This window comes from Solibacillus sp. FSL W7-1324 (assembly GCF_038008025.1).
Lineage (GTDB): Bacteria > Bacillota > Bacilli > Bacillales_A > Planococcaceae > Solibacillus.
Map to the genome: position 1 here is coordinate 3,119,665 of NZ_JBBOYH010000001.1, position 22,887 is coordinate 3,142,551.

At 39.4% G+C, this 22,887-nt stretch carries 21 protein-coding genes; 8 read left to right on the forward strand and 13 right to left on the reverse strand.

Translation table 11 applies throughout. The features are described 5' to 3' along the window. Nucleotides 1-25: 25 nt before the first annotated feature. From MKY71_RS15645 to mutY, 6 genes are all read right to left on the reverse strand, one after another. Entirely contained in the window at nt 26-1,003 is a 978-nt protein-coding gene (locus MKY71_RS15645; RefSeq protein WP_339173585.1) for an ABC transporter ATP-binding protein, read from the reverse strand. Further along, on the reverse strand, nt 978-1,997 hold the full coding sequence (locus MKY71_RS15650; RefSeq protein WP_339173588.1) for an ABC transporter ATP-binding protein: 1,020 nt from the start codon (nt 1,995-1,997) through the stop codon (nt 978-980). Before MKY71_RS15650 ends, MKY71_RS15645 begins: the two co-directional genes overlap by 26 nt. 148 nt (nt 1,998-2,145) lie before the next feature. Continuing rightward, the gene (locus MKY71_RS15655) at nt 2,146-3,870 is read right to left on the reverse strand and encodes an ABC transporter ATP-binding protein (protein WP_340733650.1); all 1,725 of its coding nucleotides are present in this window, start codon (nt 3,868-3,870) and stop codon (nt 2,146-2,148) included. A gap of 152 nt (nt 3,871-4,022) precedes the next feature. Continuing rightward, nucleotides 4,023-4,571, reverse strand: coding sequence for a nucleoside tri-diphosphate phosphatase (gene ntdP, locus MKY71_RS15660; RefSeq protein ID WP_339173590.1), 549 nt, complete (start codon nt 4,569-4,571; stop codon nt 4,023-4,025). A 246-nt stretch (nt 4,572-4,817) separates the two neighbouring features. Further along, a complete protein-coding gene (locus MKY71_RS15665; RefSeq protein WP_340733232.1) occupies nt 4,818-5,129 on the reverse strand; it encodes a hypothetical protein in 312 nt (103 codons plus the stop codon). A gap of 45 nt (nt 5,130-5,174) precedes the next feature. Beyond that, nucleotides 5,175-6,233 carry an A/G-specific adenine glycosylase gene (gene mutY, locus MKY71_RS15670; protein ID WP_339173595.1) on the reverse strand — a complete coding sequence of 353 codons (1,059 nt, stop codon included), beginning with the start codon at nt 6,231-6,233 and terminating at the stop codon, nt 5,175-5,177. Between the two features lie 114 nt (nt 6,234-6,347). Here mutY and MKY71_RS15675 point away from each other — a divergent pair, with 114 nt between their 5' ends. Beyond that, on the forward strand, nt 6,348-7,337 hold the full coding sequence (locus MKY71_RS15675) for a metal-dependent hydrolase (protein WP_339173597.1): 990 nt from the start codon (nt 6,348-6,350) through the stop codon (nt 7,335-7,337). A gap of 83 nt (nt 7,338-7,420) precedes the next feature. Here the strand turns inward: MKY71_RS15675 and MKY71_RS15680 are convergent, their stop codons facing one another. The 3 genes from MKY71_RS15680 to recX are packed head-to-tail and all read right to left on the reverse strand — an operon-like array spanning nt 7,421 to nt 8,829. Beyond that, nucleotides 7,421-7,690, reverse strand: coding sequence for a YfhJ family protein (locus tag MKY71_RS15680; protein WP_339173599.1), 270 nt, complete (start codon nt 7,688-7,690; stop codon nt 7,421-7,423). A 1-nt stretch (nt 7,691) separates the two neighbouring features. Then, nucleotides 7,692-8,021 (reverse strand): YfhH family protein, encoded by a 330-nt coding sequence (locus MKY71_RS15685; protein WP_079523624.1) that lies wholly within the window; start codon nt 8,019-8,021, stop codon nt 7,692-7,694. Next, the gene (gene recX, locus MKY71_RS15690) at nt 8,014-8,829 is read right to left on the reverse strand and encodes a recombination regulator RecX (protein WP_339196091.1); all 816 of its coding nucleotides are present in this window, start codon (nt 8,827-8,829) and stop codon (nt 8,014-8,016) included. Before recX ends, MKY71_RS15685 begins: the two co-directional genes overlap by 8 nt. Nucleotides 8,830-8,938: 109 nt before the next feature. Here recX and MKY71_RS15695 point away from each other — a divergent pair, with 109 nt between their 5' ends. From MKY71_RS15695 to MKY71_RS15710, 4 genes are all read left to right on the forward strand, one after another. Continuing rightward, entirely contained in the window at nt 8,939-9,838 is a 900-nt protein-coding gene (locus MKY71_RS15695; RefSeq protein ID WP_340733651.1) for a TIGR01777 family oxidoreductase, read from the forward strand. A 49-nt stretch (nt 9,839-9,887) separates the two neighbouring features. Continuing rightward, a complete protein-coding gene (locus MKY71_RS15700; RefSeq protein ID WP_339173607.1) occupies nt 9,888-10,679 on the forward strand; it encodes a polysaccharide deacetylase family protein in 792 nt (263 codons plus the stop codon). Between the two features lie 131 nt (nt 10,680-10,810). Continuing rightward, nucleotides 10,811-12,172 (forward strand): 23S rRNA (uracil(1939)-C(5))-methyltransferase RlmD, encoded by a 1,362-nt coding sequence (gene rlmD, locus MKY71_RS15705; protein ID WP_339176656.1) that lies wholly within the window; start codon nt 10,811-10,813, stop codon nt 12,170-12,172. A gap of 160 nt (nt 12,173-12,332) precedes the next feature. Next, nucleotides 12,333-12,569, forward strand: a complete 237-nt coding sequence (locus tag MKY71_RS15710) for a carboxypeptidase (RefSeq protein ID WP_339173610.1) — start codon at nt 12,333-12,335, stop codon at nt 12,567-12,569. Nucleotides 12,570-12,584: 15 nt separating this feature from the next. On the opposite strand, the gene MKY71_RS15715 is transcribed toward MKY71_RS15710, so the two are convergent. Then, on the reverse strand, nt 12,585-13,745 hold the full coding sequence (locus tag MKY71_RS15715; RefSeq protein WP_339173612.1) for an MFS transporter: 1,161 nt from the start codon (nt 13,743-13,745) through the stop codon (nt 12,585-12,587). 455 nt (nt 13,746-14,200) lie between these two features. Between MKY71_RS15715 and MKY71_RS15720 the strand changes: the two genes are divergently transcribed. Beyond that, a complete protein-coding gene (locus MKY71_RS15720) occupies nt 14,201-14,386 on the forward strand; it encodes an SE1561 family protein (RefSeq protein ID WP_445265723.1) in 186 nt (61 codons plus the stop codon). Nucleotides 14,387-14,643: 257 nt separating this feature from the next. Beyond that, nucleotides 14,644-16,182, forward strand: coding sequence for a fumarate hydratase (locus MKY71_RS15725; RefSeq protein WP_339173614.1), 1,539 nt, complete (start codon nt 14,644-14,646; stop codon nt 16,180-16,182). Nucleotides 16,183-16,803: 621 nt separating this feature from the next. On the opposite strand, the gene MKY71_RS15730 is transcribed toward MKY71_RS15725, so the two are convergent. Next, nucleotides 16,804-18,183 (reverse strand): L-cystine transporter, encoded by a 1,380-nt coding sequence (locus MKY71_RS15730; RefSeq protein ID WP_339173616.1) that lies wholly within the window; start codon nt 18,181-18,183, stop codon nt 16,804-16,806. 215 nt (nt 18,184-18,398) lie between these two features. Between MKY71_RS15730 and MKY71_RS15735 the strand changes: the two genes are divergently transcribed. Beyond that, nucleotides 18,399-20,303 (forward strand): heavy metal translocating P-type ATPase, encoded by a 1,905-nt coding sequence (locus MKY71_RS15735; RefSeq protein WP_339173618.1) that lies wholly within the window; start codon nt 18,399-18,401, stop codon nt 20,301-20,303. Nucleotides 20,304-20,357: 54 nt separating this feature from the next. Here MKY71_RS15735 and MKY71_RS15740 read toward each other — a convergent pair whose 3' ends face one another. Both MKY71_RS15740 and MKY71_RS15745 read right to left on the reverse strand, forming a co-directional pair. After that, the gene (locus MKY71_RS15740; protein WP_339173620.1) at nt 20,358-21,704 is read right to left on the reverse strand and encodes a GntP family permease; all 1,347 of its coding nucleotides are present in this window, start codon (nt 21,702-21,704) and stop codon (nt 20,358-20,360) included. 15 nt (nt 21,705-21,719) lie between these two features. Beyond that, nucleotides 21,720-22,838 carry a glycerate kinase gene (locus MKY71_RS15745; protein ID WP_340733237.1) on the reverse strand — a complete coding sequence of 373 codons (1,119 nt, stop codon included), beginning with the start codon at nt 22,836-22,838 and terminating at the stop codon, nt 21,720-21,722. Nucleotides 22,839-22,887: the final 49 nt, after the last annotated feature.

The window sequence follows — 22,887 nt, forward strand, 5'->3', positions numbered from 1 at the left end:
CCCCCTAGACTTTTTTAATCTATTATCATTGTGGCGTTTCATATAAATGACACGCAACAGAATGACCTGGTTTAACTTGCTGGAGCATCGGAATGACTTGTTTGCACTTTTCCATCGCAAAAGGACAGCGCGTATGGAATGTGCATCCTGTCGGAGGATTTGACGGGCTCGGGATATCCCCTTTCAGCAATAGCTGTTCCCGCTCAAACTGCGGATCCGGAATTGGTACAGCCGATAATAGCGCTTGTGTATAAGGATGTAATGGCTCGTGATAGAGCGATTCGCTTTCCGCAATTTCAACAAGCCTACCTAAGTACATCACGCCTACCCGGTCACTAATATGTCGCACAACCCCTAAATCATGGGCAATAAATATATATGTCAGTTTCAAATCTTCCTGCAATCGCTGCATTAAATTTAAAACTTGTGCTTGAATCGATACGTCCAGTGCGGAAACTGGTTCATCTGCAATAATCAGTTTCGGATTAGTCATTAAAGCTCTGGCGATTCCGATTCGCTGCCTTTGTCCGCCACTAAACTGGTGAGGATAGCGCTTCGCATGATACGAGCTTAAACCGACGATTTCCAAATACTCATGGACTTTCTTTTTTCGTTCCTTCGCATTCCCGATTCCGTGTACAATTAACGGTTCCTCTAAAATTTTTTCAACCGTATGTCTTGGATTTAATGAGGCGTATGGATCCTGAAACACCATTTGAATCTCACGGCGGACTTTTCGCATTTGTTCACCGTTTAATTTTGTGAGCTCTACGCCATCAAATATCACCTGGCCGTCTGTCGGTTCATGCAAACGCATAATCGCACGGCCTGTAGTAGATTTTCCGCAACCGGATTCTCCGACAATGCCTAATGTTTCCCCTTCATAAAGCTCAAATGATACGTCATCAACAGCCTTCACATCACCAGCATGGCGTGCGAACATCCCATGCCGAATCGGAAAATACTTTTTCAGATTGTCAACTTTCAGCAGCACTTTCGACATGTGTCACTCCCCCTTCTTCCATATCCAATAAGAAGCATCTTGCCTTATGTGTACCTGATGATTCATAGAGCGGAGGATTATTTGTCATACAACGATCGAATGCATATTCACAACGTGCTGCAAAACGGCATCCTTCCAGAATCGAGCCCGGTTTTGGAACATTCCCGGGAATCGAATAAAGGGTATCCTTTTTGTAGCGCATATCCGGTACTGACTGGATCAGCCCTTTTGTATAAGGATGCTGCGGATTTCTAAATATTTCATTGACCGGAGCTTCTTCCACAATTTGCCCCGCATACATGACAATGACGCGCTCACAAGTTTCCGCAACAACTCCCAAATCATGTGTAATGAGTAAAACAGCGGTGTTCAGCCGTTCATTCAAATCCCGCATTAACTTTAAAATTTGGGCTTGTATTGTTACATCGAGGGCTGTTGTCGGCTCATCGGCAATAAGCACTTTCGGATTACAAACAAGAGCCATCGCAATCATGACACGTTGCCTCATCCCTCCTGACAGTTGATGCGGATAGTCTTTAAGCAATTGCTCCGCGCGCGGCAAACCGACCAGCTTCATGATTTCAACTGCCCGGGCACTCGCTTCTTTTTTTGACCATTTCGGATGATGGATTCGGATTGCTTCGATCAATTGATTGCCGATTGTAAACAATGGATTCAGCGAAGTCATCGGTTCCTGGAAAATCATTGCGATTTCATTGCCTCGGATTTTGCGCATTTGCTTATCGGTAAACTTTGAAATATCTTGCCCTTTCAATAAAATTTCTCCATTTGTAATTTTTCCGGGAGGACTCGGTACAAGCCCCATAATAGAGAGGGAAGTAACACTTTTACCACAACCGGACTCCCCTACGATGGCGAGAATTTCCCCTTCATGAATTGAAAAGCTTATTCGATCGACAGCTGCAACCTTTCCACTGTCTGAAAAAAATGTCGTTTCTAACTCTCTCACTTCAAGCACAGCTTTTCGACTCATTTAACCACCCCAATTTTCTGAAGATTAAAAAGTATTTGAAAATATGATATTATAACATCTACTAATTTACAACATTATCGTAAAAAAATGTAATTTTAATATATAAAAAAGTGACTATGCTGATTTATCTCAACATAGTCACTCAGTTTTAATCTAATTTTTGTACTTGGAATAAGTTATAATATGCGCCTTGTTGCTCCATTAGTCGTTGATGTGTACCGGATTCGATAACTTCTCCGTGTTCAATAACGAAAATGTTGTCGGCATGGGTAATTGTAGACAGTCGGTGAGCGATAATTATCGTTGTCCGCTCATGTGCTAAACGGTCAAGCGAGTCTTGAATTAGTGCTTCACTTTCCAGATCGAGTGCAGAAGTCGCCTCATCCAATACTAGAATCGGCGGATTTTTAAGAAATACTCGTGCAATAGCAACTCGCTGCTTCTGCCCGCCTGAAAGTTTGACGCCGCGTTCCCCCACTTTCGTGTCATAGCCTTCCGGTAATCCCATTATAAAGTCATGGGCGTTCGCCGCTTTGGCAGCAGCAATGATTTCTTCATCTGTTGCGTGCGGATTTCCCATTAAAATATTCTGCTTCACGGAATCACTAAACAAAATATTATCCTGCAATACTATCCCGATTTGTGAGCGTAAAGATTCGATTGTCACGTCTTTAACGTTTTGATCATCAATCTTAACCGCTCCTTCCGTCACATCATAGAAACGCGGAATTAAGCTGACGATTGTCGATTTTCCCCCACCGCTCATACCTACGAAGGCAACGGTTTGTCCAGGTTCAATCGTGAAATCAACTGCATTTAAAATCGTGTTGCCACCTTGATCATATTTGAATGTAACATGATCAAATTGAAGTTTCCCTTTTGCTGCGGGCAACACCATTGCGTTAGGCTTGTTTTGAACTTCATATTTCTCATCCATCAGTTCAAACATACGGTCCATCGAGGCAATTGACTGAGTCAATGTTGTCGATGAACTTACCAATCGGCGAAGCGGTCCATACAGGCGTTCAATATAGGCATAAAACGCAACAAGTACACCGATAGATAAGTCGCCTTGCAAATACTGATAACCTGCATAGCCAATCACGATCAGCGGTGCCATATCTGTAATGGTATTAACGACAGCAAAAGATTTGGCGTTCCAACGTGAATGGTCCAGCGCTTTATTAAGGAACTCTCCGTTCGTTTCATCGAAAATCTTCTGTTCGTGCTTTTCCAATGTAAAACTTTTGATGATGCTCATCCCGGCAACACGTTCATGTAAATAACTTTGAACACCCGCCAGAGCCTGTGAGCGTTCCTTCGTTAAGCTGCGAAGTCTTCCGAAGAAATACTTGACACTAAATGCGTAAAACGGCAGTGCGATAAGCGATACAAGTGTCAACTTTACATCCATTGCAAACATGACACCGATTACGATTAAAATGGTCGCCAAATCGAGCCATAAGTTCATCAATCCGGTCATAACAAAGTTTTTTGTTTGCTCAACATCATTAATGACACGCGAAATAACTTCTCCGGCGCGCGTATTCGCATAATACTTTAAGCTTAGCTTCTGTAAATGGCCATACAATTCTTTACGTATATCAAATAAAATATTATTACTCAAGTTTTGCGCAAAGTATTGGCGGTAATATTCGATTGGTGGTCGAATAACAAAAAACAAGACGAGTGCAATGCCGATCCATGTAAACAACTGGCTTGTTTTTTCTTCTGTAGACATACCATCATTTAACAATATATCATCGATAATTATTTGCAGGAGCCACGGTAAAAATAGCGGAATCGCAAATTTTAGTATGCCGATTACGATTGTTAAAAATAAAAGCAGTTTATACGGCTTAACGAACCGCATATAACGTTTAATACTATCCAATGCAAAAAACACTTCCCTCCAGAAATTTTGCAACAGCAATTATCATAACATAATTCCCCATTAAACATTTACTCATGTACTTTACCCAAAAGAAAAACACAAGCAACATAAAAAAGTTACTTGTGTCTCATTTACTCTTTATTTGCCTGAATTTCACTTAATAAGAGATACCGATTTGTCCAGGATTCTATGAAATCCGGAGCAAATGGTCCACGGCGTTGTTCAATCCAGCTTACCAATGTTTTAACATTCCGCTGTAAAATTTTATCTATGACTTCAGGGTAGTTCATTTCCAATCTGTGCTGCTCATACTCATCTTCATCCAATAAGGCATGAGTCATATCCGGAAACACTTTTACGTCCAAATCATAGTCAATATACTTTAAGCAGCTGTTATCAAACACAAACGGTGAACTGATGTTGCAATAGTAATACACACCGTCATCACGCAACATACAAATAATATTGAACCAATGCTCTGCATGAAAGTAACAAATCGAGGGCTCACGTGTCAGCCAGGTGCGACCATCCGATTCCGTAACGAGTGTTTTTTCATTTGCACCGATAATAATATTTTTTGTTGCTTTTAATACCATCGTTTCTTGCCAGACACGGTGGATATTACCATTGTGCTTATAACTATGTATTTGGATTTTTTCTCCTTCAACCGGTAATGCCATCATAAAGCCCACCTTTTCGTCTTAGCTAAAAATTCTAGCAGTCTTTATTGTATTATAACAATGCTTTGGCAAAACTTGTAGTTCGAATGCAATTATTTTCAATTTTGCGTGAAAATTATCGCGTATCCTTTATAGTTGCACATATTAAAACTAAGCCAGTTGTTTTATGATTTCCCTACTCCTTCGTTTTAAAACAAAAAAGATGCTCTGAAAGTTTATACCTTCAGAACATCTTTCTGCACTTCCTTAGAAGTTGTTGTTGTTACGTTTCGCGAATTGTGCGTTACGCTGCTCTTGCTCGCGTTGCTGTTTTTGGTTTTGTTGTTGAACTTCATTGAAGTCTTCGTCTAGGCCGAACTCTTCAAGGATATTGTTTTGTCGGTTGTTTTGACGGTTATTTTGTTTTTGGTTTTGGTTTTGATTTTGCTTTTGGTTTTGGTTTTGCTGATCAAATTCGTTGAAGTTTAGTTCTTGACCAAACTCCTCAAAGTTGTTTTGCTGGTTATTGTTATTATTACGTTGGTTTTGTTTATTACGGTTTTGTTCATTGCGACTCATCTTTGTCACCTCCATGACCATTATTGTGGTCTGGTGATAAAAGAATTATGCATTGATTTTTTCCCAGATTTTCAACATCGGTACAGGCATTGGTAATTTGGCAATTTGCTCTTTAGTAAAGAATGCTGTATTTTCCGTATTGCCATTCACTTCAACTGCATCCACTAAATAGCTTTCAATTTGCCATTTCAAATGAGAAAACACATGTTTGAAACTTAAAATCGGTTCCTTAAAATTGTGCTCCAAAGTGACGTTATATTGTTTTTCCACTTTGGTTAAACTACTTTCATCTGTCTGGCGTTCTATCATTACAAACTGCCACATGTTTGCAAGGAGGCCATTTTCCGGACGTTTCTCCATTAAAAAGCGTCCTTCCTGATCACGGATAATATATACATCATAATCAATATTTTTTGTTTTCAGCTTTTTGGATTTAACCGGCAAGCTGGAAGGATCACCTTCATGGAATGCTGTGCAATAATCACGTACCGGGCATAATAGGCATTTTGGTGAAGTTGGGGTACAAATTAGTGCCCCGAGCTCCATCAGTCCTTGATTAAAAGCAGATGTATTTTCAGGATCAATCAGTTCCGTTACTGCCTGTTCAAAAATTTTCTTTGTTTTCGGCAAAGCAATATCTGCATCTATATTTAATACACGACTAAGTACACGCATAACATTTCCATCTACAGCATGCTCCGGCTTTCCGTAAGCAATACTTAATATTGCTCCTGCTGTATAAGGTCCAACACCTTTAAGCTTTGAAATATCGATACGGTTATCCGGTACTTTACCGCCGTACACTTCGACTACTTCCCTGACACCTGCTTGCAAATTCCGGACACGGGAATAATACCCTAGTCCTTCCCACATTTTAAGCAGCTCTTCTTCCGGGGAATAGGCTAAGCTTTCCGCTGTCGGGTATTTTTCTATAAAACGGTTGTAATATGGAATGACTGTATCGACTCTTGTTTGCTGCAGCATTACTTCAGACACCCAGATATGATAGGGTTCTTTCGTACGGCGCCAAGGCAAATCTCGTTGTTCTTCCAAAAACCATTGCACTAAAGCCTGGCGAAATTGTTTTGTATATGGATAGTTCACATTGTCCTCCAAAAATTCGATTTTATTTCCTTAAAAAAGGGTATATTATAATGTGGATACTATTGCTAAATTTTTCCGTTCTCGAACGGTTTTAAGATCGAGGGGTTGATACATTTGGATTCAGGCACACATCTCGTCATGGGCATTGCTATCGGAGGCCTAGCACTTGTAGACCCGACTGTCGCAAGTCATTCCATGACCTTTACGGCTGTAATGGCTGGAACGATTATCGGACAACAGGCACCGGATATTGATACGGTTTTAAAACTTCGGAATAATGCGGTTTATATACGCCATCATCGCGGGATTACACATTCAATACCGGCCGTTTTACTATGGCCTCTCTTAATAACAGGTGTACTCGCTCTTATTTTGCCTGATGTCCATCTGTTCAATGTATGGCTATGGACACAGATCGCCGTATTTTTACATGTGTTTGTAGATATTTTCAACGCATACGGCACACAGGCATTGCGTCCGTTTTCAAAAAAGTGGGTTGCACTCGGTGTTATTAATACATTCGATCCGATTATATTTACGTTGCATTGTATCGGTATTTTACTTTGGTTATTAGGGACAGAGCCTGTGCTCACATTTACGGTCATGTATATCATTATTTTCTTCTATTATATTTTACGTTTTGCTCTTCAAAAGGCGGTTAAAAATGCGGTTCATCATGAACTGCAGGACGAAGAATTTGTAATTGTCGCTCCGACAATGCGCTTTTTCCATTGGAAAGTTGCCGCTAAATCTAAAACGCACTTCTATGTCGGCCGTGCCTATCGCAGATCGGTCAATATTTACGATAAGTTCAAAATTGAACCGATTCCGAAAACTGAGCTCGTCGAAAAAGCGATAAAAGATCCAAACTTAGCTGCCTTCTTATCGTTTTCACCACTTTACCGCTGGGAAATTTCAGAGCTTGAAAGCGGCGTAACAGAACTGCGTTTAATCGATTTACGCTATCGCAGTAATGATCGTTACCCTTTCGTTGCTGTCGCCCACTTAGATAAAGAGCTTAACATTGTCAATTCTTATACCGGCTGGATTTTCACAGAAGAAAAATTACAGAAACGACTGCAAATAGGAGCCGGCAATGACTAATAAAAACGGAAAACCACCAGCCCCAACTGGTGGTTTTTTTTATATTGCAATTGCCGTTGAAGCTAAATTATCGCTGAATAATTTTAATTCAAAGTATCATCACTGTCATTTAAAAGTTGCGCATATTTCGGATTTTTTGCCGCAAATAAATGAAGCTTATCACCATAACTTTCAATTAACTGGCTCACCAATTTAGCCGTGTACTCCGAGCCACGGTAATTCGCACCGGCTTTGGCAGATGTGGACTCGAAATCGCTGCACAATAACTCCACCCATGTACGGGCACGACCTGCCGGTAATTTAGGGTTTTTCTCTAATAATTGTTCTGTCAGTCTTTGATATAAATCTTCCATGCTACTTCCCTTCTTTCATTGGACGTAAAATAGAAACTGGTAATGCCTCTTCAAAACGTTCTGATCCTAATCGGTGTCCCCATGCAAAGCGGCCTTTTAAATAATCCACTTGGAAAAACTCACCTGGCGATCCGTTCAAACGATAGATTTCACCTGGAATAATAGTGGATAGATCCACTAAATATGCCTCAGCCATCAATGCTTTACGCTCATAAACAGCGTATTCATTTACAATCCCTAACTGTTCTGCTTTTCTTGCACGTTCTCGTAAATTTGCAATTTCCTGACGTAATTCCTGTTCAGACATTGAACTATATGTTAATTCATTCATTTTGTTGTTGCTCCTTCTGTTCTATATATTCATTGATTTTCTCTATTGGAAAGCCCTTTTGATAAAGTGCCTGCTTAACTTTTTGCCGAAGATCAGACCCTGTCAGTTTGGCTGCATATTTGCGCCAAATTTTTTCGCCTTGAGCTTCTATTAGCTCGGACCATTCGTCTTCATCGCGCTCTAATGTAATCTGCTCGAGTATTTCTTTAACAATCTCATAGGAATATCCTTTACGCAACAGCACATCCTGAATTTTCTGCTTCACTTGTGTCGGCGTTTTGTTTGTATTGGAACGTACGGCTTTTTCCGCCAATTCCATTGCAAGCTTTACCTGTTCATCATGTTCAAATGTTGCTAATACTTTCTGCTGCAAATTTTTATCAATCCCTTTTTGCATCAGGTCCTGACGAATTGCAGCCGGCCCTTTTTTCGTCGTACGCTTTCTCGTTTCAAGCAGTGCTTTTGAATAACTTTCATCATTTAAAAAGCCTAAGCCGGTTAATTTATGAATGGCTTCCTGTACAACAGCTTCCCCATGCCCTGCTTTCAGAAGCTTGGTTTTCACTTCATGTTCACTGCGCATTTGGAAGCTTAAAAAGTTAAGTGCTTTGTTAAACGCTTTTGCAATTTCATCTTCATATTGTATTTCATCTATTTCCATCTGCTCAAGTACTTTGCCTTTTTGCAGACCGAACTTAATAAGTGTGCCTTCATCTACCGCAAAAGCATATTTTTCATTTAAGTATATATTGTAGCGCTCTTGATTGTTTTTTTGACGACCAATTTTTGTAATGATTTGGACTTGCACCGTGTACACCTCACAATAACAATGTACATTCTAGTATACATCTTTTTACTTATAGTTTCATGGAACGGTATACTAATAGAAACAAAAAGACATAAAGGCGGTGTTTGTTATAAAAGTTGCAATTGCAGGCGGTACAGGAATGGTTGGCAGGAGATTGAGCAAACTATTACTTGAACAGGGTCACGAAGTCATCGTTTTGACACGGGGAAAGCCGAAAACAGAAAATAGTATCCATTATGTGCAATGGCTAAAAGACGGTGCAACACCGGAGCATCATGTTGAAAATACGGATGCATTCGTAAATTTAGCTGGGGTCTCGCTTAATGAGGGTCGGTGGACAGATGAGCAAAAACAAAAAATCCTCTCAAGCCGTTTGGAGTCTACCGATGAAATCATCCGTATTATTCAAAATGTGAAGCAAAAACCGAAAGTACTCATTAATGCAAGCGCTGTTGGTATTTATCCTGTTTCCGAAACAGCTGTTTATACGGAACAAGCGACCGAAAAAGCATCTGATTTTTTAGGAAGCGTTGTAGCACAGTGGGAAGAAAAAGCAATGCAGGCCCAACAAATGGGCATTCGTACTTGTTTAACCCGTTTTGGCGTTATTTTGGAAAAAGGTGAAGGTGCATTGCCGATGATGGTACTTCCTTATAAACTTGGTGTCGGCGGAACAATTGGCTCAGGTATACAGTGGCTTAGCTGGATTCATGTAGAAGATGTGGCACGTGCCATACTTTTTTCAATAGAAAATGATGCCTTATCAGGGCCGATTAATTTTACGACACCGAATGTAAAACGAATGAAGCAATTTGGGCATTCAATTAGCAAAGCACTGAATCGTCCGCATTGGTTTCCGGTCCCAAGCATTGCTTTAAAACTTGCTCTTGGCGAAAAAAGTATGCTCGTACTGGAAGGTCAGCATGTCGTACCCGAAAAATTACTAAACGCCAATTTTGAATTTAAGTTTGTTTCTGTAGAAAATGCAATTCGTGATCTATATGAATAAAACAATGCTTTTCACGCAACCTACCTTGTAAAAGGAGGTTGCTTTTTCATTGAAAAAACATATTTTAGGGATTAGCTTCGTGTTAATTGCCACATTTATTTCCTTTATATCTGTATCTGTTGCAAAAGCAGAGGAATTTCATTGGGGCTTTAAGCCAAGCCGTAATGGTGCACCTGTAGAAATAGGTGAACCGCTTGAGTCTATGTTAAGTAAATATGGTGCGATTTATAAGGGGAATGAAGAAAAGAAAATTGTTTACTTAACATTCGATAACGGCTATGAAAACGGCTATACCGAGAGTATTTTAAATACTTTGCGGGAAGAAAAAGCTCCAGCCACTTTCTTCTTGACCGGCCACTATTTAACGAGCGCGACCGACTTAGTAAAAACAATGGTGAAAGATGGTCATATTATCGGAAACCATTCATATGGTCATCCGAATATGGCGCGCTTGACCCCTGAAGGCATGAAGAAGGAATGGAAACAGTTTGATGATAAATTAAATGAACTGACTGGTGTCAAACGGACTTATTATGCCCGACCGCCGGAAGGTATATTTAATGAAGAAGTACTGAAAGTCGGAAATGAAGCGGGCTATCGCCATATGTTCTGGTCAATCGCTTTTAAAGACTGGCTGAAGGATGAACGTCGCGGTGCTAAATATGCATATGATGCATTGATGAACCAGCTTCACCCTGGCGCGATTATATTAATGCATACAGTAGCGCAGGATAATGCCGAAGCGTTACCTCAATTTATAAAAGATGCGAAAGCACAAGGCTATACATTTGGCTCTTTGGATGATTTGGTGCTTGAATACGAAAAGATTTCCCCGTATTAGAAAAGTAGCGTTCCTTTCTTTTCATTGTACTTTCCGTTATACTGTAATGATGAAGAAAAGGAAGTGACTCGCACTAAATTTTGGTGCGAGTTACTCTATTTAAAGGACGTGTAAACTTGAGTGAAATTAAAATGGAAGTCGGGCAAAAGTTCCCGTTAACTATAAAGCGCCTCGGTATTAATGGTGAAGGCGTAGGTTTTTATAAACGCAATGTCGTATTCGTAAAAGGTGCGATTCCTGGAGAAGAAGTAACAGTAAAATTAACAAAAGTATCACCAAAATTTGCTGAAGCGGAAATTTTAGCAATACGTAAAGCAAGCGAATTCCGTCAAGAAGCACCTTGCCCTGTGTATTCTGAGTGTGGTGGCTGTCAATTACAGCATATGACTTATGATGCGCAGTTAATGAATAAGCGTGATATTGTCGTACAAGCATTCGAAAAATACGCAAAAGAAATCGGTCAAACTGCTGAAATCCGCCCAACGATCGGAATGGATAATCCTTGGCATTACCGTAACAAATCTCAGTTCCAAGTACGCAAAGAAGGCAAGCGTGTCTATGCAGGTTTATTTGCAGAAGGAACAAACCAGCTACTAAATATAAACGACTGTCTTGTACAACACCCTGTAACTTCAAAGATTACCGTTGCTACTCGTAAAATTTTACAAAAGCTAAATATTCCGATTTACGACGGAAAAACATTAAATGGCTTAGTTCGTACAATTGTTGTCCGTACAGGAATGCGCTCTGGCGAAACACAAGTATGTCTTGTAACAACACGCCGTGAACTGCCTCATAAAGAGGAATTGATTGAACGTATTAAAAAGATTGATCCTTCAATCGTGTCTATTACCCAAAACGTCAACCGCGAGAAAACATCGTTAATATTTGGTCCGGACACTTATATTTTAGATGGAAAAGACGCAATCCATGAAAAGTTGGGCGAATTTGCATTTGATTTATCAACTCGTGCATTCTTCCAGCTTAACCCTGAACAAACAGTACATTTATACAATGAAATTAAAAAAGCCGCAGCACTAACAGGAAAAGAAAATGTTGTCGATGCATACTGTGGTGTTGGGACTATCGGTATGTGGCTGGCAGAAGGTGCCCGTGAAGTGCGTGGTATGGATAATGTCGATGAAGCCATTGCCGATGCGAAGTACAATGCACGTACAAACGATAACCTGCAGCATGTACGTTTCTTCCCAGGCTCTGCCGATAAATGGCTGTTCCGCTGGTCAAAAGAAGATTACCGTCCGGATGTCATTTGTGTGGATCCGCCTCGTACAGGTTTAGAGCCGGGCTTTATTCGAACTGTATTAAAAATCAAACCAAAGCGCTTTGTCTACACATCTTGTAACCCATCAACACTAGCGCGTGATTTAAAAGAATTATCAAAGGCTTACAACGTAGAATATATTCAACCGGTTGATATGTTCCCGCAAACAGCACAGGTAGAATGTGTTGTGAAATTGACTTTAAAAAAATAGTAAAATCTATGTTTTCACCAACCAGATCCCGAAGCAAAACAACACAAAAGCGGCGAACCTTTTTAATAGGGTTGCGCCGCTTTTTTAAAGAATCATTTCAGCAGAACCTCCCCTCATCTATACTTTTCATGTAAAATAGAATTCGCCAGGAGGTATTAATATGAAAAACTTTCTATTTGTCGTGATCACTTTTATAATTTCTTATTGGGCGATCTCATCTTTTGCAGGATTCATTTTCCCAAGCAATGATGAAAACTCCGCAACTTCAGCAAGCTCACTTCAAGCTGCTGTGACATTTGGTGGTGTAAATTACTTAAATGTGTTCATCTACATAATTTTAGCAATGATTACTACAGCAATAGTCTTCTTTTCAGTAAAAAGCAGACGTTCCAATTAAGAGAACGTCTGCTTTTTATATAGCTGTTTTTTTCGAGTTGCCAAAAAACTGGATGATAACGGCTACTGTCAGAAGCATGACCGAAATCACAAATAAAAACCCGCTGCTCGGGAAAATCTCCAAATATAATCCGCCCAATAGCGGGCCGGTTAAACTGCCTAAGCTGAAGAAAATACCACAAAGCAAGTTCCCTGTCGGCAACAGCTCTTTCGGAGTCAAATCGGTCATATATGTGATACCGAGCGAGAACATCGATCCTACACACATACCTGCCAAAAAGAACATTGCCGCTACATACATTTCGGAATACTCCAAGAAGTTTCCTATTAAGAAAAATATACTTCCGGCGAGCAATCCTGAAACAATGACTTTATGGCGACCAATTTTATCACCTAATGCACCAAGCGGAAACTGCATAACAATCGCACCGATTGAAAAGCCTGCCAAAATTATCGATACATAAGCTACATCAAAATCCTTTCGTAACGCATATACCGGGAATAAAGCATTTAAAGAAGACTCTAAAAATCCATAAACAAACGGTGGTAAAAAGGCAATCCAGCCATATTTTACAGCGAGACTGTAACGCTTGAAACCAGATTCATTCGCATCTCCTGCCAACGCTTCGGGTTTTTCATTTTTCACGAAAAATATTAAAGACCATGCCAATAAACATAAGGCCGAAGAAATAATAAACGGAAAGCTTTCCGAAATTTTAATTAGCGGGACAAACAACGGACCGACTGCAAAGCCTACACCAAAAGATATGCCGTATATTGACATGCTTTTACCTAGTTTATGTGCAGCTGTTGTTGAAGTTATCCAAGTTTGCGTTGAAAAATGCAGTGCATGATCCCCGATGCCAATTAACAGACGAAGAATAAACCAAAACATCACACTTTTCCATAACGGGAATAAAAACAGTGATATGAAAACGAGTGCCCCACCTAATAAAATAATTGGTTTGTAGCCATATTTTCGTAATGGCTGCTCGATAAATGGTGAAATTAATAGTGTTCCTATGTATAACCCTGTTGCATTAAATCCATTGAGCGTTGACGATACGCCATCCCCTTCAAAAATTACTGAAATCAGAGGTAAAAGCATTCCTTGTGAAAAACCTGATATTGATACAATAATTACTAAAATAGCAAATCTGCGCTGTTCATAACTCATTTCAATTATTCTCCCTTAGTTCATACAAAATATCGTATCACAGCTTTTGGAAGAAATAAAAGTAAACTCAAAAACCCTAGCCAACTTTATCTCTAAAAGTCAACTAGGGTTTTAAATATCACTATATTCCATTTCTGCGTTGCGTAAACAATCGTATCGGCAATTAATAGCCGTATATGTTTAAACGTCCTCCTTTTCCTGAGTTTGTCTATACATTCTTTTTCCGACCATCTCCTTCGTATTTAAGTATGAATTTACTTTATCATAACACTTCAATAATGTAAATATTCAAAATTAACAGAATGTTAAAATAATTAACAAGTACTATACAATTTCCTATTTTTTAAAGTTAGATTAATAGAATGGTCCGATATATTCTACAAGTTGTTGTTTAACTTTTAGAAAATAGCGTAGTATAATATTAATAAGTCAATGCAAAAGGAGCATCATACATTATGAAGCCAATTACAAACAAAGAACAACAAGTAACCTATTTAAAAGAACGTCTGGAAATTTTCCTTGAAGTGCTTGATGCAATCGATCCTGAAACAACGGAACTTGAAGATATTGATCGCTTAATTCAAATGATGGATGATTTAGAAGAAAAAATGGACCAATTCCAATCTCGCGAAGAAAAATAGAAAATTCAGCAATGCCTGTACAATAGGTATTGCTTTTTTCGTTTTTTTGACCAATTCTGCTATTATTCGCTGTTATTTCTTTCAATCTGACAACATTCATGTAAGCGCTCTTTTTTTTCCACTTTAAAAGAGTTATAATGTAAGATGGTTTATTAAGAAGGACAACACATTCCCTTTTACGTGGAAGTTTTGTTCTACATTTATATCAAGCTTTTCATTAATTAAAATACACATATTTTTCTGGGGGGAAAAATAAGATGGCATACTTAGAAACTTTAGAAAAAAGTCTTTATTCTTTAGTAACTGAAACATCTACTAACTTACCAAAAGACGTTCGTCGTGCTATTAAAGCTGCAAAAGAAGCAGAAAATGCTGGTACTCGTGCAGCGATGTCTTTAGACACAATCACTACAAATATTGTAATGGCAGAAGACAATGTATCTCCAATTTGTCAAGATACAGGTCTACCAACATTTAAAGTATATACTCCAGTTGGCGTAAACCAAATCGAAATTAAAAAAGCAATCCAAACTGCAATTGCTGCAGCTACAGGTGATGCAAAATTACGTCCAAACTCAGTTGATTCATTAACTGGTAAAAACTCTGGAACAAACATTGGTGCTGGTCTTCCGGTAATCAAGTTTGAGCAATGGGAAAATGATTATATTACAGTGAAGCTTATTTTAAAAGGCGGCGGCTGTGAAAACAAAAATATCCAATATTCTTTACCTACAGAATTGGAAGGTTTAGGTCGTGCCGGTCGTGACTTAGACGGTATCCGTAAATGTATTTTACACTCTGTATGGCAAGCACAAGGACAAGGCTGTTCTGCTGGTTTCATCGGTGTTGGTATCGGTGGTGACCGCTCTTCAGGTTATGATCTTGCAAAAGAGCAATTGTTCCGTCACGTTGATGATGTGAATCCAATCGAAGACTTAGCAAAACTAGAAAAGTATATTGTAGAAAAATCAAATACATTCGGTGTTGGTACAATGGGCTTCGGCGGTGAAGCGACATTATTAGGATGTAAAATCGGTGTAATGGACCGTTTACCGGCTTCATTCTTCGTATCTGTAGCGTACAACTGTTGGGCTTACCGTCGTATGGCAATCGATATCGATCCAGCGACTGGTGAAATCACTAACTGGCACTACCAAGAAGGTGAGAAAATCACTTTCCGCGATGAAGAAAAACAAGACAACTCAGACAACAAAGTAGTTGAATTAGTTGCACCAATTACTGAAGAAAAAATTCGTTCACTTAAAGTTGGCGATGTAGTAAAAATTTCAGGCCGTATGTACACTGGTCGCGACGCAATCCACCACCACTTAATCGGTGAAGGTGTAGAAGCGCCAGTAGACTTAGATGGTCAAATTATTTACCACTGCGGTCCAGTAATGGCTAAAGACGAAGCAGGCAACTGGGTTGTTAAAGCTGCCGGTCCAACAACTTCAATTCGTGAGGAGCCATACCAAGGCGATATCATGAAAAAATTCGGTATCCGCGCTGTTATGGGTAAAGGCGGTATGGGTCCAAAAACACTTAAAGCTTTATCAGAACACGGTGGCGTTTACTTAAACGCAATCGGTGGTGCTGCTCAGTACTATGCAGACTGCATTAAATCTGTTGACGGCGTTGACTTAATGGAATTCGGTATTCCAGAAGCAATGTGGCATTTAACAGTAAAAGACTTTACAGCAGTTGTAACGATGGACTCTCATGGAAACTCATTACATGCTGATGTTGAGAAATCTTCTTTAGATAAACTAGCGATGCATGCAGAGCGTGTATTCTAATAGATAAGAAAAAACGGATTCAACTGCTAAAGGTTGAAGCCGTTTTTTTATCTCTATTCAAATTACATATTATTCTAACTATTCTTTTTATTGGCATGTTATACTATTTTTTATATAAGGTATAGGTGGTGTTTTATGTTCTATATTATGATACTGATCAATGCAATATTTATAGCTGCTCAAATACACGTGAGCAAAAAATATCAGTATAGGCGTAGTTTACTCGTTGCTCTTTTATATACGCTTTACGTTAGTATTATTTTTCCTTATGTAACTTTTGGATTTATATATATCTATCTTTCAGTAATGCTTTGGCTATTTTTCTTCGCATGTTTTTTTATGCGAGATCGACTGTTTGATTATAAAAAGAGGCCGGGACATAAGTAGAATTATTGTTAAATAAAAGGAAAGCCTTTATTAAGAAATGGATATATTGCAAAATTGATTGGAATGGAGGGCGACTCCTGCGGGAATAGCGTGACGCCTGAGACTACAGGCTCAGGCCACGCCCGCGGAAAGCGTCCCGGAATGGAAATCAATTTTAACGCTCAGCAAAAAAAAGCTATTTTTCTCTCAGAGAAAAATAGCTTTTTTGGGTTATGTCCCAGTCTCTTTTAACTATTATTGAACTAATTGTTTATCGGCTGATTCATTGTAGATTGTTGTATCGAGCTCTTTTGTTGCACGGCTTGATACGACACCCGAAACCATTGACCCGCTTACATTAAGCGCTGTACGACCCATGTCGATCAAAGGTTCTACCGAAATTAAAACACCTGCTAAAGCAATCGGTAAGTCCATTGCAGATAATACGATAATGGCTGCGAATGTCGCACCACCACCTACACCTGCTACACCAAACGAACTAATCGCCACAATTAAAATCAATGTTGCGATAAAGCCAGGTGTTAACGGATCGATACCAACTGTCGGTGCAATCATTACGGCCAACATTGCCGGATATACACCCGCACAACCGTTTTGCCCGATTGAAAGACCAAATGAGGCAGCAAAGTTGGCAATACCATCTGGAACACCAAGACGCTTAGTCTGTGTTTGAATATTTAACGGTAATGCCCCTGCACTTGAACGTGAAGTAAAGGCAAACAGTAATACTTCTGCTGTTTTCTTCACATAAGTCAATGGGCTTAAACCTGTTAATGAAACAATGATTAAATGCAGGATGAACATAGCGATCAATGCCACATATGAAGCAAGGATGAATTTACCTAAATCCATTATCGCTCCAAAATCACTTGTTGCAACTGTACGTGCCATAATGGCAGCTACACCATATGGAGTTAAACGTAAAATAATACGGACAACACCCATAATTAAACCGTAAAGTGCATCGACACCTTTTTTAACATTTGCCGCCGTTTCTTCTTCTTTTCGACGGAGTGTTAAATAACTAAATCCTAAAAATGCCGCAAAAATCACAACCCCAATTGTTGATGTTGCACGTGATCCTGTTAAATCCGCAAATGGATTCGCAGGAAACATCGATAAGATCTGTTCCGGTAAAGGTGTCACTTCCGCCGAACGCTCAACCAATGACTCCCCACGAGCTATTTCGGCCTCACCTTGCATAATTTGAGATGCATCTAAATCAAACAGAACTGTTGATGTAATACCTAAACCAGCTGCAACAGCAGTCGTACCGATCAATACCGATAAAATAACTGCTGCTGACTTCCCTAAGTTTTTACCAAATGTAACTTTTGTAAATGCCGCTAATATTGAAATGAATACTAAAGGCATCGCAATCATCTGAAGTAATTTTACATAGCCGGTACCGACGATGTTATACCATGGAACAGTTTCATTAATGGCATCTGCTCCCGCCCCATAAGCAATTTGTAAAACGGCCCCAAGCAAAATACCTAATCCTAAGGCGATAAAAACACGATTCGAAAACTTAACATGCTTCGTTTTAAGGAAGTATAAAAACGCAATTACGACTAATAGCAAAGCAATATTAAGCAATACGTATAAATCCAAAGTAAACTCCTCCTATTTAATAAATGTACTTCACTATATTACTCTATAATCCTTATAAGTCAAGTTGGCATTATTTTTTTTAATTCTCTATTGTATGTTATTTACAAAATAAGTTTCCTATATTATAATTATTCTAAATAAGAAATCATTCTAAACTAATTGAAATTCATTATCAGTCCTTATCAATATTAATAATCATTATCAAGGAGGTATTTATGAATAATTCTAATCGAGAAAACTTATCATTAAATGAGAAAATCTTAGAACATAAAGAATTAATTGCTGCATTAGTATCCGGTTTTATCATTTTGCTCGCGTGGCGAATGGAATCTACAGAACAGACGACAGCTGCCATAATAGCCTATTTAACAGCATTTTTTATCGGTGGCTATGCAAAAGCAAAAGAAGGTATTGAAGATACAATTGAAGATAAGTCTTTAAATGTCGAAATTTTAATGATTATCGCTGCCATTGGTTCAGCCATTATCGGTTACTGGATGGAAGGTGCCGTATTAATCTTTATTTTTGCCTTAAGTGGTGCACTTGAAACATATGCAATGAATAAAAATAATCGTGAAATTTCTTCATTAATGGAGTTACAGCCAGAAGAAGCATGGCTTGTACGAGGCGGATTTGAACCGATTAAAGTTTCTGTAAAAGACCTAAAGGTGAACGACCATATTCTAGTAAAGCCCGGCGAACGTATTCCGGCAGATGGCGAAATTTTCAAAGGTGTCTCAACGGTCGATGAGGCAGCGATTACCGGTGAATCAATGCCGATCACAAAAAATGTAGGGAATGAAGTTTTTGCAGGGACAGTAAATTTAAACAGTGTATTAACTGTAAAAGTAACGAAACCTAGCACCGAAACGGTATTCCAAAAAATCATTACACTTGTTCAATCTGCACATAGTGAAAAATCACCTTCACAACAGTTTATTGAACGTTTTGAAAGTGTTTATGTAAAGGCGGTATTATTGGCCGTAGCACTGATGATGTTTTTACCGCACTATTTACTAGGCTGGGACTGGACGACAACTCTATACCGCGCGATGGTGCTGCTAGTTGTTGCATCTCCTTGTGCGTTAGTTGCTTCTATTATGCCCGCTACCCTTTCAGCAATTTCTAATGGGGCAAGAAACGGAATTCTTGTTAAAGGCGGTGTGCATTTAGAACATTTAAGTGCTATCCGTGTATTAGCTGTCGATAAGACCGGTACATTAACACAAGGAACACCGGTTGTGACGGATTTTATCGTACGTGATGAGTTAGACAAACAACAGACGTTGGCTTTAATTGCAGGCATCGAGGAACAATCAAACCACCCCCTTGCACAGGCAATCAACGCATTTGCCAAAAAGCAGAATGTTATCCCACCGCACAATATTACTATTGAAGATATTCCGGGTTACGGGATGAAAGCGCAGTTTAATGAACAGTCCTATATAATCGGGAAACCTGATTTCGTAGGAGCCGGTTTGGCAAATCAATTTGCGGATGGAGCACTCGAACAATTAGCGAATGAAGGTAAAACAGTTGTCTTCCTGAAAGATCATCAGGGCATCGCAGCACTGATCGCCCTAAAAGATGTCGTTCGGGACGAGGCGAAAAAAGCGGTAGCCGCACTGCAAGAACTTGGAATTAATGTCGCGATGCTGACTGGGGACAATGAAACAACCGCAAAAGCGATCGCAAAAGAAGCAGGCGTTTCCACTTATGTAGCGGAGTGCTTGCCGGAAACGAAAGTCGAGCATATTAAACAATATCAAAAAACTTCCGGCCATGTCGGAATGGTTGGCGATGGTATTAATGATGCCCCTGCTCTGGCAACTGCCTCCATCGGTATAGCAATGGGCGGCGGTACAGATGTGGCACTCGAAACAGCGGATGTCATTTTAATGAAAAATGACTTATCTAAAATTGCCCATGCGGTTAAGCTTTCTCGAAAAATGCAGCGTATCGTAAAACAAAACATTATTTTTTCATTAACAGTAATTGCACTGCTGATCATTTCGAACTTTTTCCAAGCGATCAGCCTTCCGATAGGCGTTATCGGTCATGAAGGCAGTACGATTTTAGTTATTTTAAATGGATTACGTATGCTGAGTAAAAATGTTTAATCCAACATTAAAAGGTGCATCCCATTCACAGGATGCACCTTTTTGCTTTTTCTATTAAACCAATACAAACCATAAAGCCATTGTTACAATAATTGTCGTCAATCCCATCAGCAATGTTGCCATCGTTTGTGCTTTATAGGCATCCGTTACTTTCATTCCGCTGTATTGTGTAATGACCCAGAAGAAACTGTCGTTTACATGGCTTACTGTCATTGCTCCTGCACCGATCGCCATGACAACTAAAGCTAGCGGTACTGCCCCTTCGATTCCTAAAGTCGGTAACATCGGTGCAATTAAAGAAGATGTAATAACAATTGCTGCTGTTGAAGAACCTTGTGCTGTCTTTAACGCTGCGGCAATTAAAAACGGAATTAATAAAAATAATGCACCTGTTGCCAATGCACCTAAATCCATTTCCTGCAATTTATCACCGACACCTGTATTTTTTATAACTGTGCCAAATGCCCCACCGGCACCTGTTATTAATAAAATTGGTGCTGCTTCTTTTAATGCTTCACCAATCCAGTTTGATAATGTTTCTTCACTCAGTTCAGGCAATAGTAAAAATGCAGCAAATACCCCTAGTATAAGTGCTACTGTAGGTGAACCGAGAAATCTGAAGAACATATTAACCCCTGCTTCCGGATCGCCAACTAATGCAGCAATGGAACCAGCACCGATCAACACAATCGGTAACACAATCGGTAAGAATGATTTAAATGTAGAAGGCATTTTACCAAACGATTTTATAATATCCTCATAATCTAATGCCGGTTCATCATCTGCATCAACCCGGATTTTTGAGGCTACTTTCGTTGCCCAAATATAACCTACAATTGTTGCTGGTATGGCAACGATTAATCCCATTAAAATAATTGTCCCTAAATAATCTGTCGCACCAATATTACCTGCAGCCGCAATCGGGCCTGGTGTAGGCGGTACAAGCACGTGTGTTGCATATAAACCAGTAGCTAAAGCAACTGCCATTGAAGCAATTGTTACGCCTGCACGTTTAGCGAGCGCTTTCTTTAAACTCGTTAGAATAATATAACCCGAATCGCAAAATACCGGGATAGATACAATATAGCCAATGATCGACATCGCTAATTGCGGTCGTTTCGGTCCGATCACCCTTAATACGACTTCGGCCATACGAAATGCAGCACCGGATCTTTCTAATATAACTCCGATAATCGTACCTGCTACGATAACGATACCGATACTCGTCATCAAGCCTCCAAAACCTGTGTTAATACTCTCTACAACTGTCAATAAAGGCATACCTGCTGCAATACCGACAAAGAATGAACTAATTAATAATGCAAGAAAAGGATGCAGCTTTAGTTTTGCGGTTGCAAAGACAATGAACAACACACCAATCAGAATAATTAGAAACAACATTTCTTCCCCACTCCTTTATAGTAATCTTTTTATTAAATCCATAACCTTTTGATTCAAATAGAAGCTTGGATTATTCAATGATTGCTCCACTGAAATTTCTTCACTCACAATGCTTTCAACCTGATGAAAATAGGTTTTTAGTATATGGGAATTTTCCACCATTCCTGAAAGCAAAATAGTAGGAACACCTTGTTCTTGAGCCAGTTTAGCAACCCCTATTGGAGCTTTTCCGGAAAGTGTCTGTTCATCCGATTTCCCTTCACCTGTTATGACGTAATCCGCATATTCCAGATGAGTTGAAAACTGCACTGCTTCCAGCACAATATCTACACCAGGCTTAAATTGGTGCGGAAAAAATGCCATAAACGCTGATCCAATTCCTCCCGCCGCACCAGCTCCTGCACAATGCCGAACTGTTACGTTTTGCTGTGACTCGATTATCGTAATATAATGTTCTAGATTTTGATCAAATATATTAATATTACTCGGTTTTACTCCTTTTTGTGGTCCGAATACAGAAGTAGCCCCATTTGAACCGATTAACGGATTATCTACATCACAGGCAATCATGAATGTACTTTCAGAGATTCTTGTATCGAAACTAGACAGATCAATTTTCTCGAGTTCCTTAAATTGAAAAACATCGTTTAAAATTTCCTTACCATCTTTCCCAATGAACTTCATACCAAGTGCCCTTAGCATTCCTTGGCCACCATCATTTGTAGCGCTACCCCCGATGCCAATTATGAAGTGACGATATCCTGAATCCATTGCATGCTGTATAAGTTGACCCGTTCCATAGGTTGTCGCAAAACGGGGATTTTTTTCTTTTTCATCGATAAGCGTTAAGCCTGAAGCTTGAGCCATTTCTATTACACAAGTTATTCCGTCACCGAGTACTCCATATTTAGCTTCAATCAGTTTCCCTAAAGGATTTTGAACAGTTGCTGTCAAATACTTACCTTTTGTCGCTTTGACTAATGCATCAAGTGTTCCTTCACCGCCATCCGCAATCGGTAAACATATCGTTTCAATGTTACTGTCCACCCTTTTAATCGCTTCCTTTATAACTGTTGTAACTTCTCCTGAAGTCAATGTTCCTTTAAAGGAATCCGGGCTTATAATAATCTTCATATGATTCCTCCTTTACATGAATAAAGCGCTTACAAAGATTATAGTGATA

Bases quoted from the DNA above. Each gene is read 5' to 3' on its own strand.
- MKY71_RS15710 (WP_339173610.1), top strand. From the start codon at position 12,333: ATGAAAAACTTTCTATTTGTCGTGATCACTTTTATAATTTCTTATTGG.
- MKY71_RS15655 (WP_340733650.1), bottom strand. From the start codon at position 3,870: ATGCGGTTCGTTAAGCCGTATAAACTGCTTTTATTTTTAACAATCGTA.
- MKY71_RS15665 (WP_340733232.1), bottom strand. From the start codon at position 5,129: ATGAGTCGCAATGAACAAAACCGTAATAAACAAAACCAACGTAATAAT.
- MKY71_RS15735 (WP_339173618.1), top strand. From the start codon at position 18,399: ATGAATAATTCTAATCGAGAAAACTTATCATTAAATGAGAAAATCTTA.
- MKY71_RS15725 (WP_339173614.1), top strand. From the start codon at position 14,644: ATGGCATACTTAGAAACTTTAGAAAAAAGTCTTTATTCTTTAGTAACT.
- MKY71_RS15680 (WP_339173599.1), bottom strand. From the start codon at position 7,690: ATGGAAGATTTATATCAAAGACTGACAGAACAATTATTAGAGAAAAAC.
- MKY71_RS15740 (WP_339173620.1), bottom strand. From the start codon at position 21,704: ATGTTGTTTCTAATTATTCTGATTGGTGTGTTGTTCATTGTCTTTGCA.
- MKY71_RS15645 (WP_339173585.1), bottom strand. From the start codon at position 1,003: ATGTCGAAAGTGCTGCTGAAAGTTGACAATCTGAAAAAGTATTTTCCG.
- rlmD (WP_339176656.1), top strand. From the start codon at position 10,811: ATGGAAGTCGGGCAAAAGTTCCCGTTAACTATAAAGCGCCTCGGTATT.
- MKY71_RS15685 (WP_079523624.1), bottom strand. From the start codon at position 8,021: ATGAATGAATTAACATATAGTTCAATGTCTGAACAGGAATTACGTCAG.
- ntdP (WP_339173590.1), bottom strand. From the start codon at position 4,571: ATGGCATTACCGGTTGAAGGAGAAAAAATCCAAATACATAGTTATAAG.
- MKY71_RS15720 (WP_445265723.1), top strand. From the start codon at position 14,201: ATGAAGCCAATTACAAACAAAGAACAACAAGTAACCTATTTAAAAGAA.
- MKY71_RS15745 (WP_340733237.1), bottom strand. From the start codon at position 22,838: ATGAAGATTATTATAAGCCCGGATTCCTTTAAAGGAACATTGACTTCA.
- MKY71_RS15650 (WP_339173588.1), bottom strand. From the start codon at position 1,997: ATGAGTCGAAAAGCTGTGCTTGAAGTGAGAGAGTTAGAAACGACATTT.
- MKY71_RS15715 (WP_339173612.1), bottom strand. From the start codon at position 13,745: ATGAGTTATGAACAGCGCAGATTTGCTATTTTAGTAATTATTGTATCA.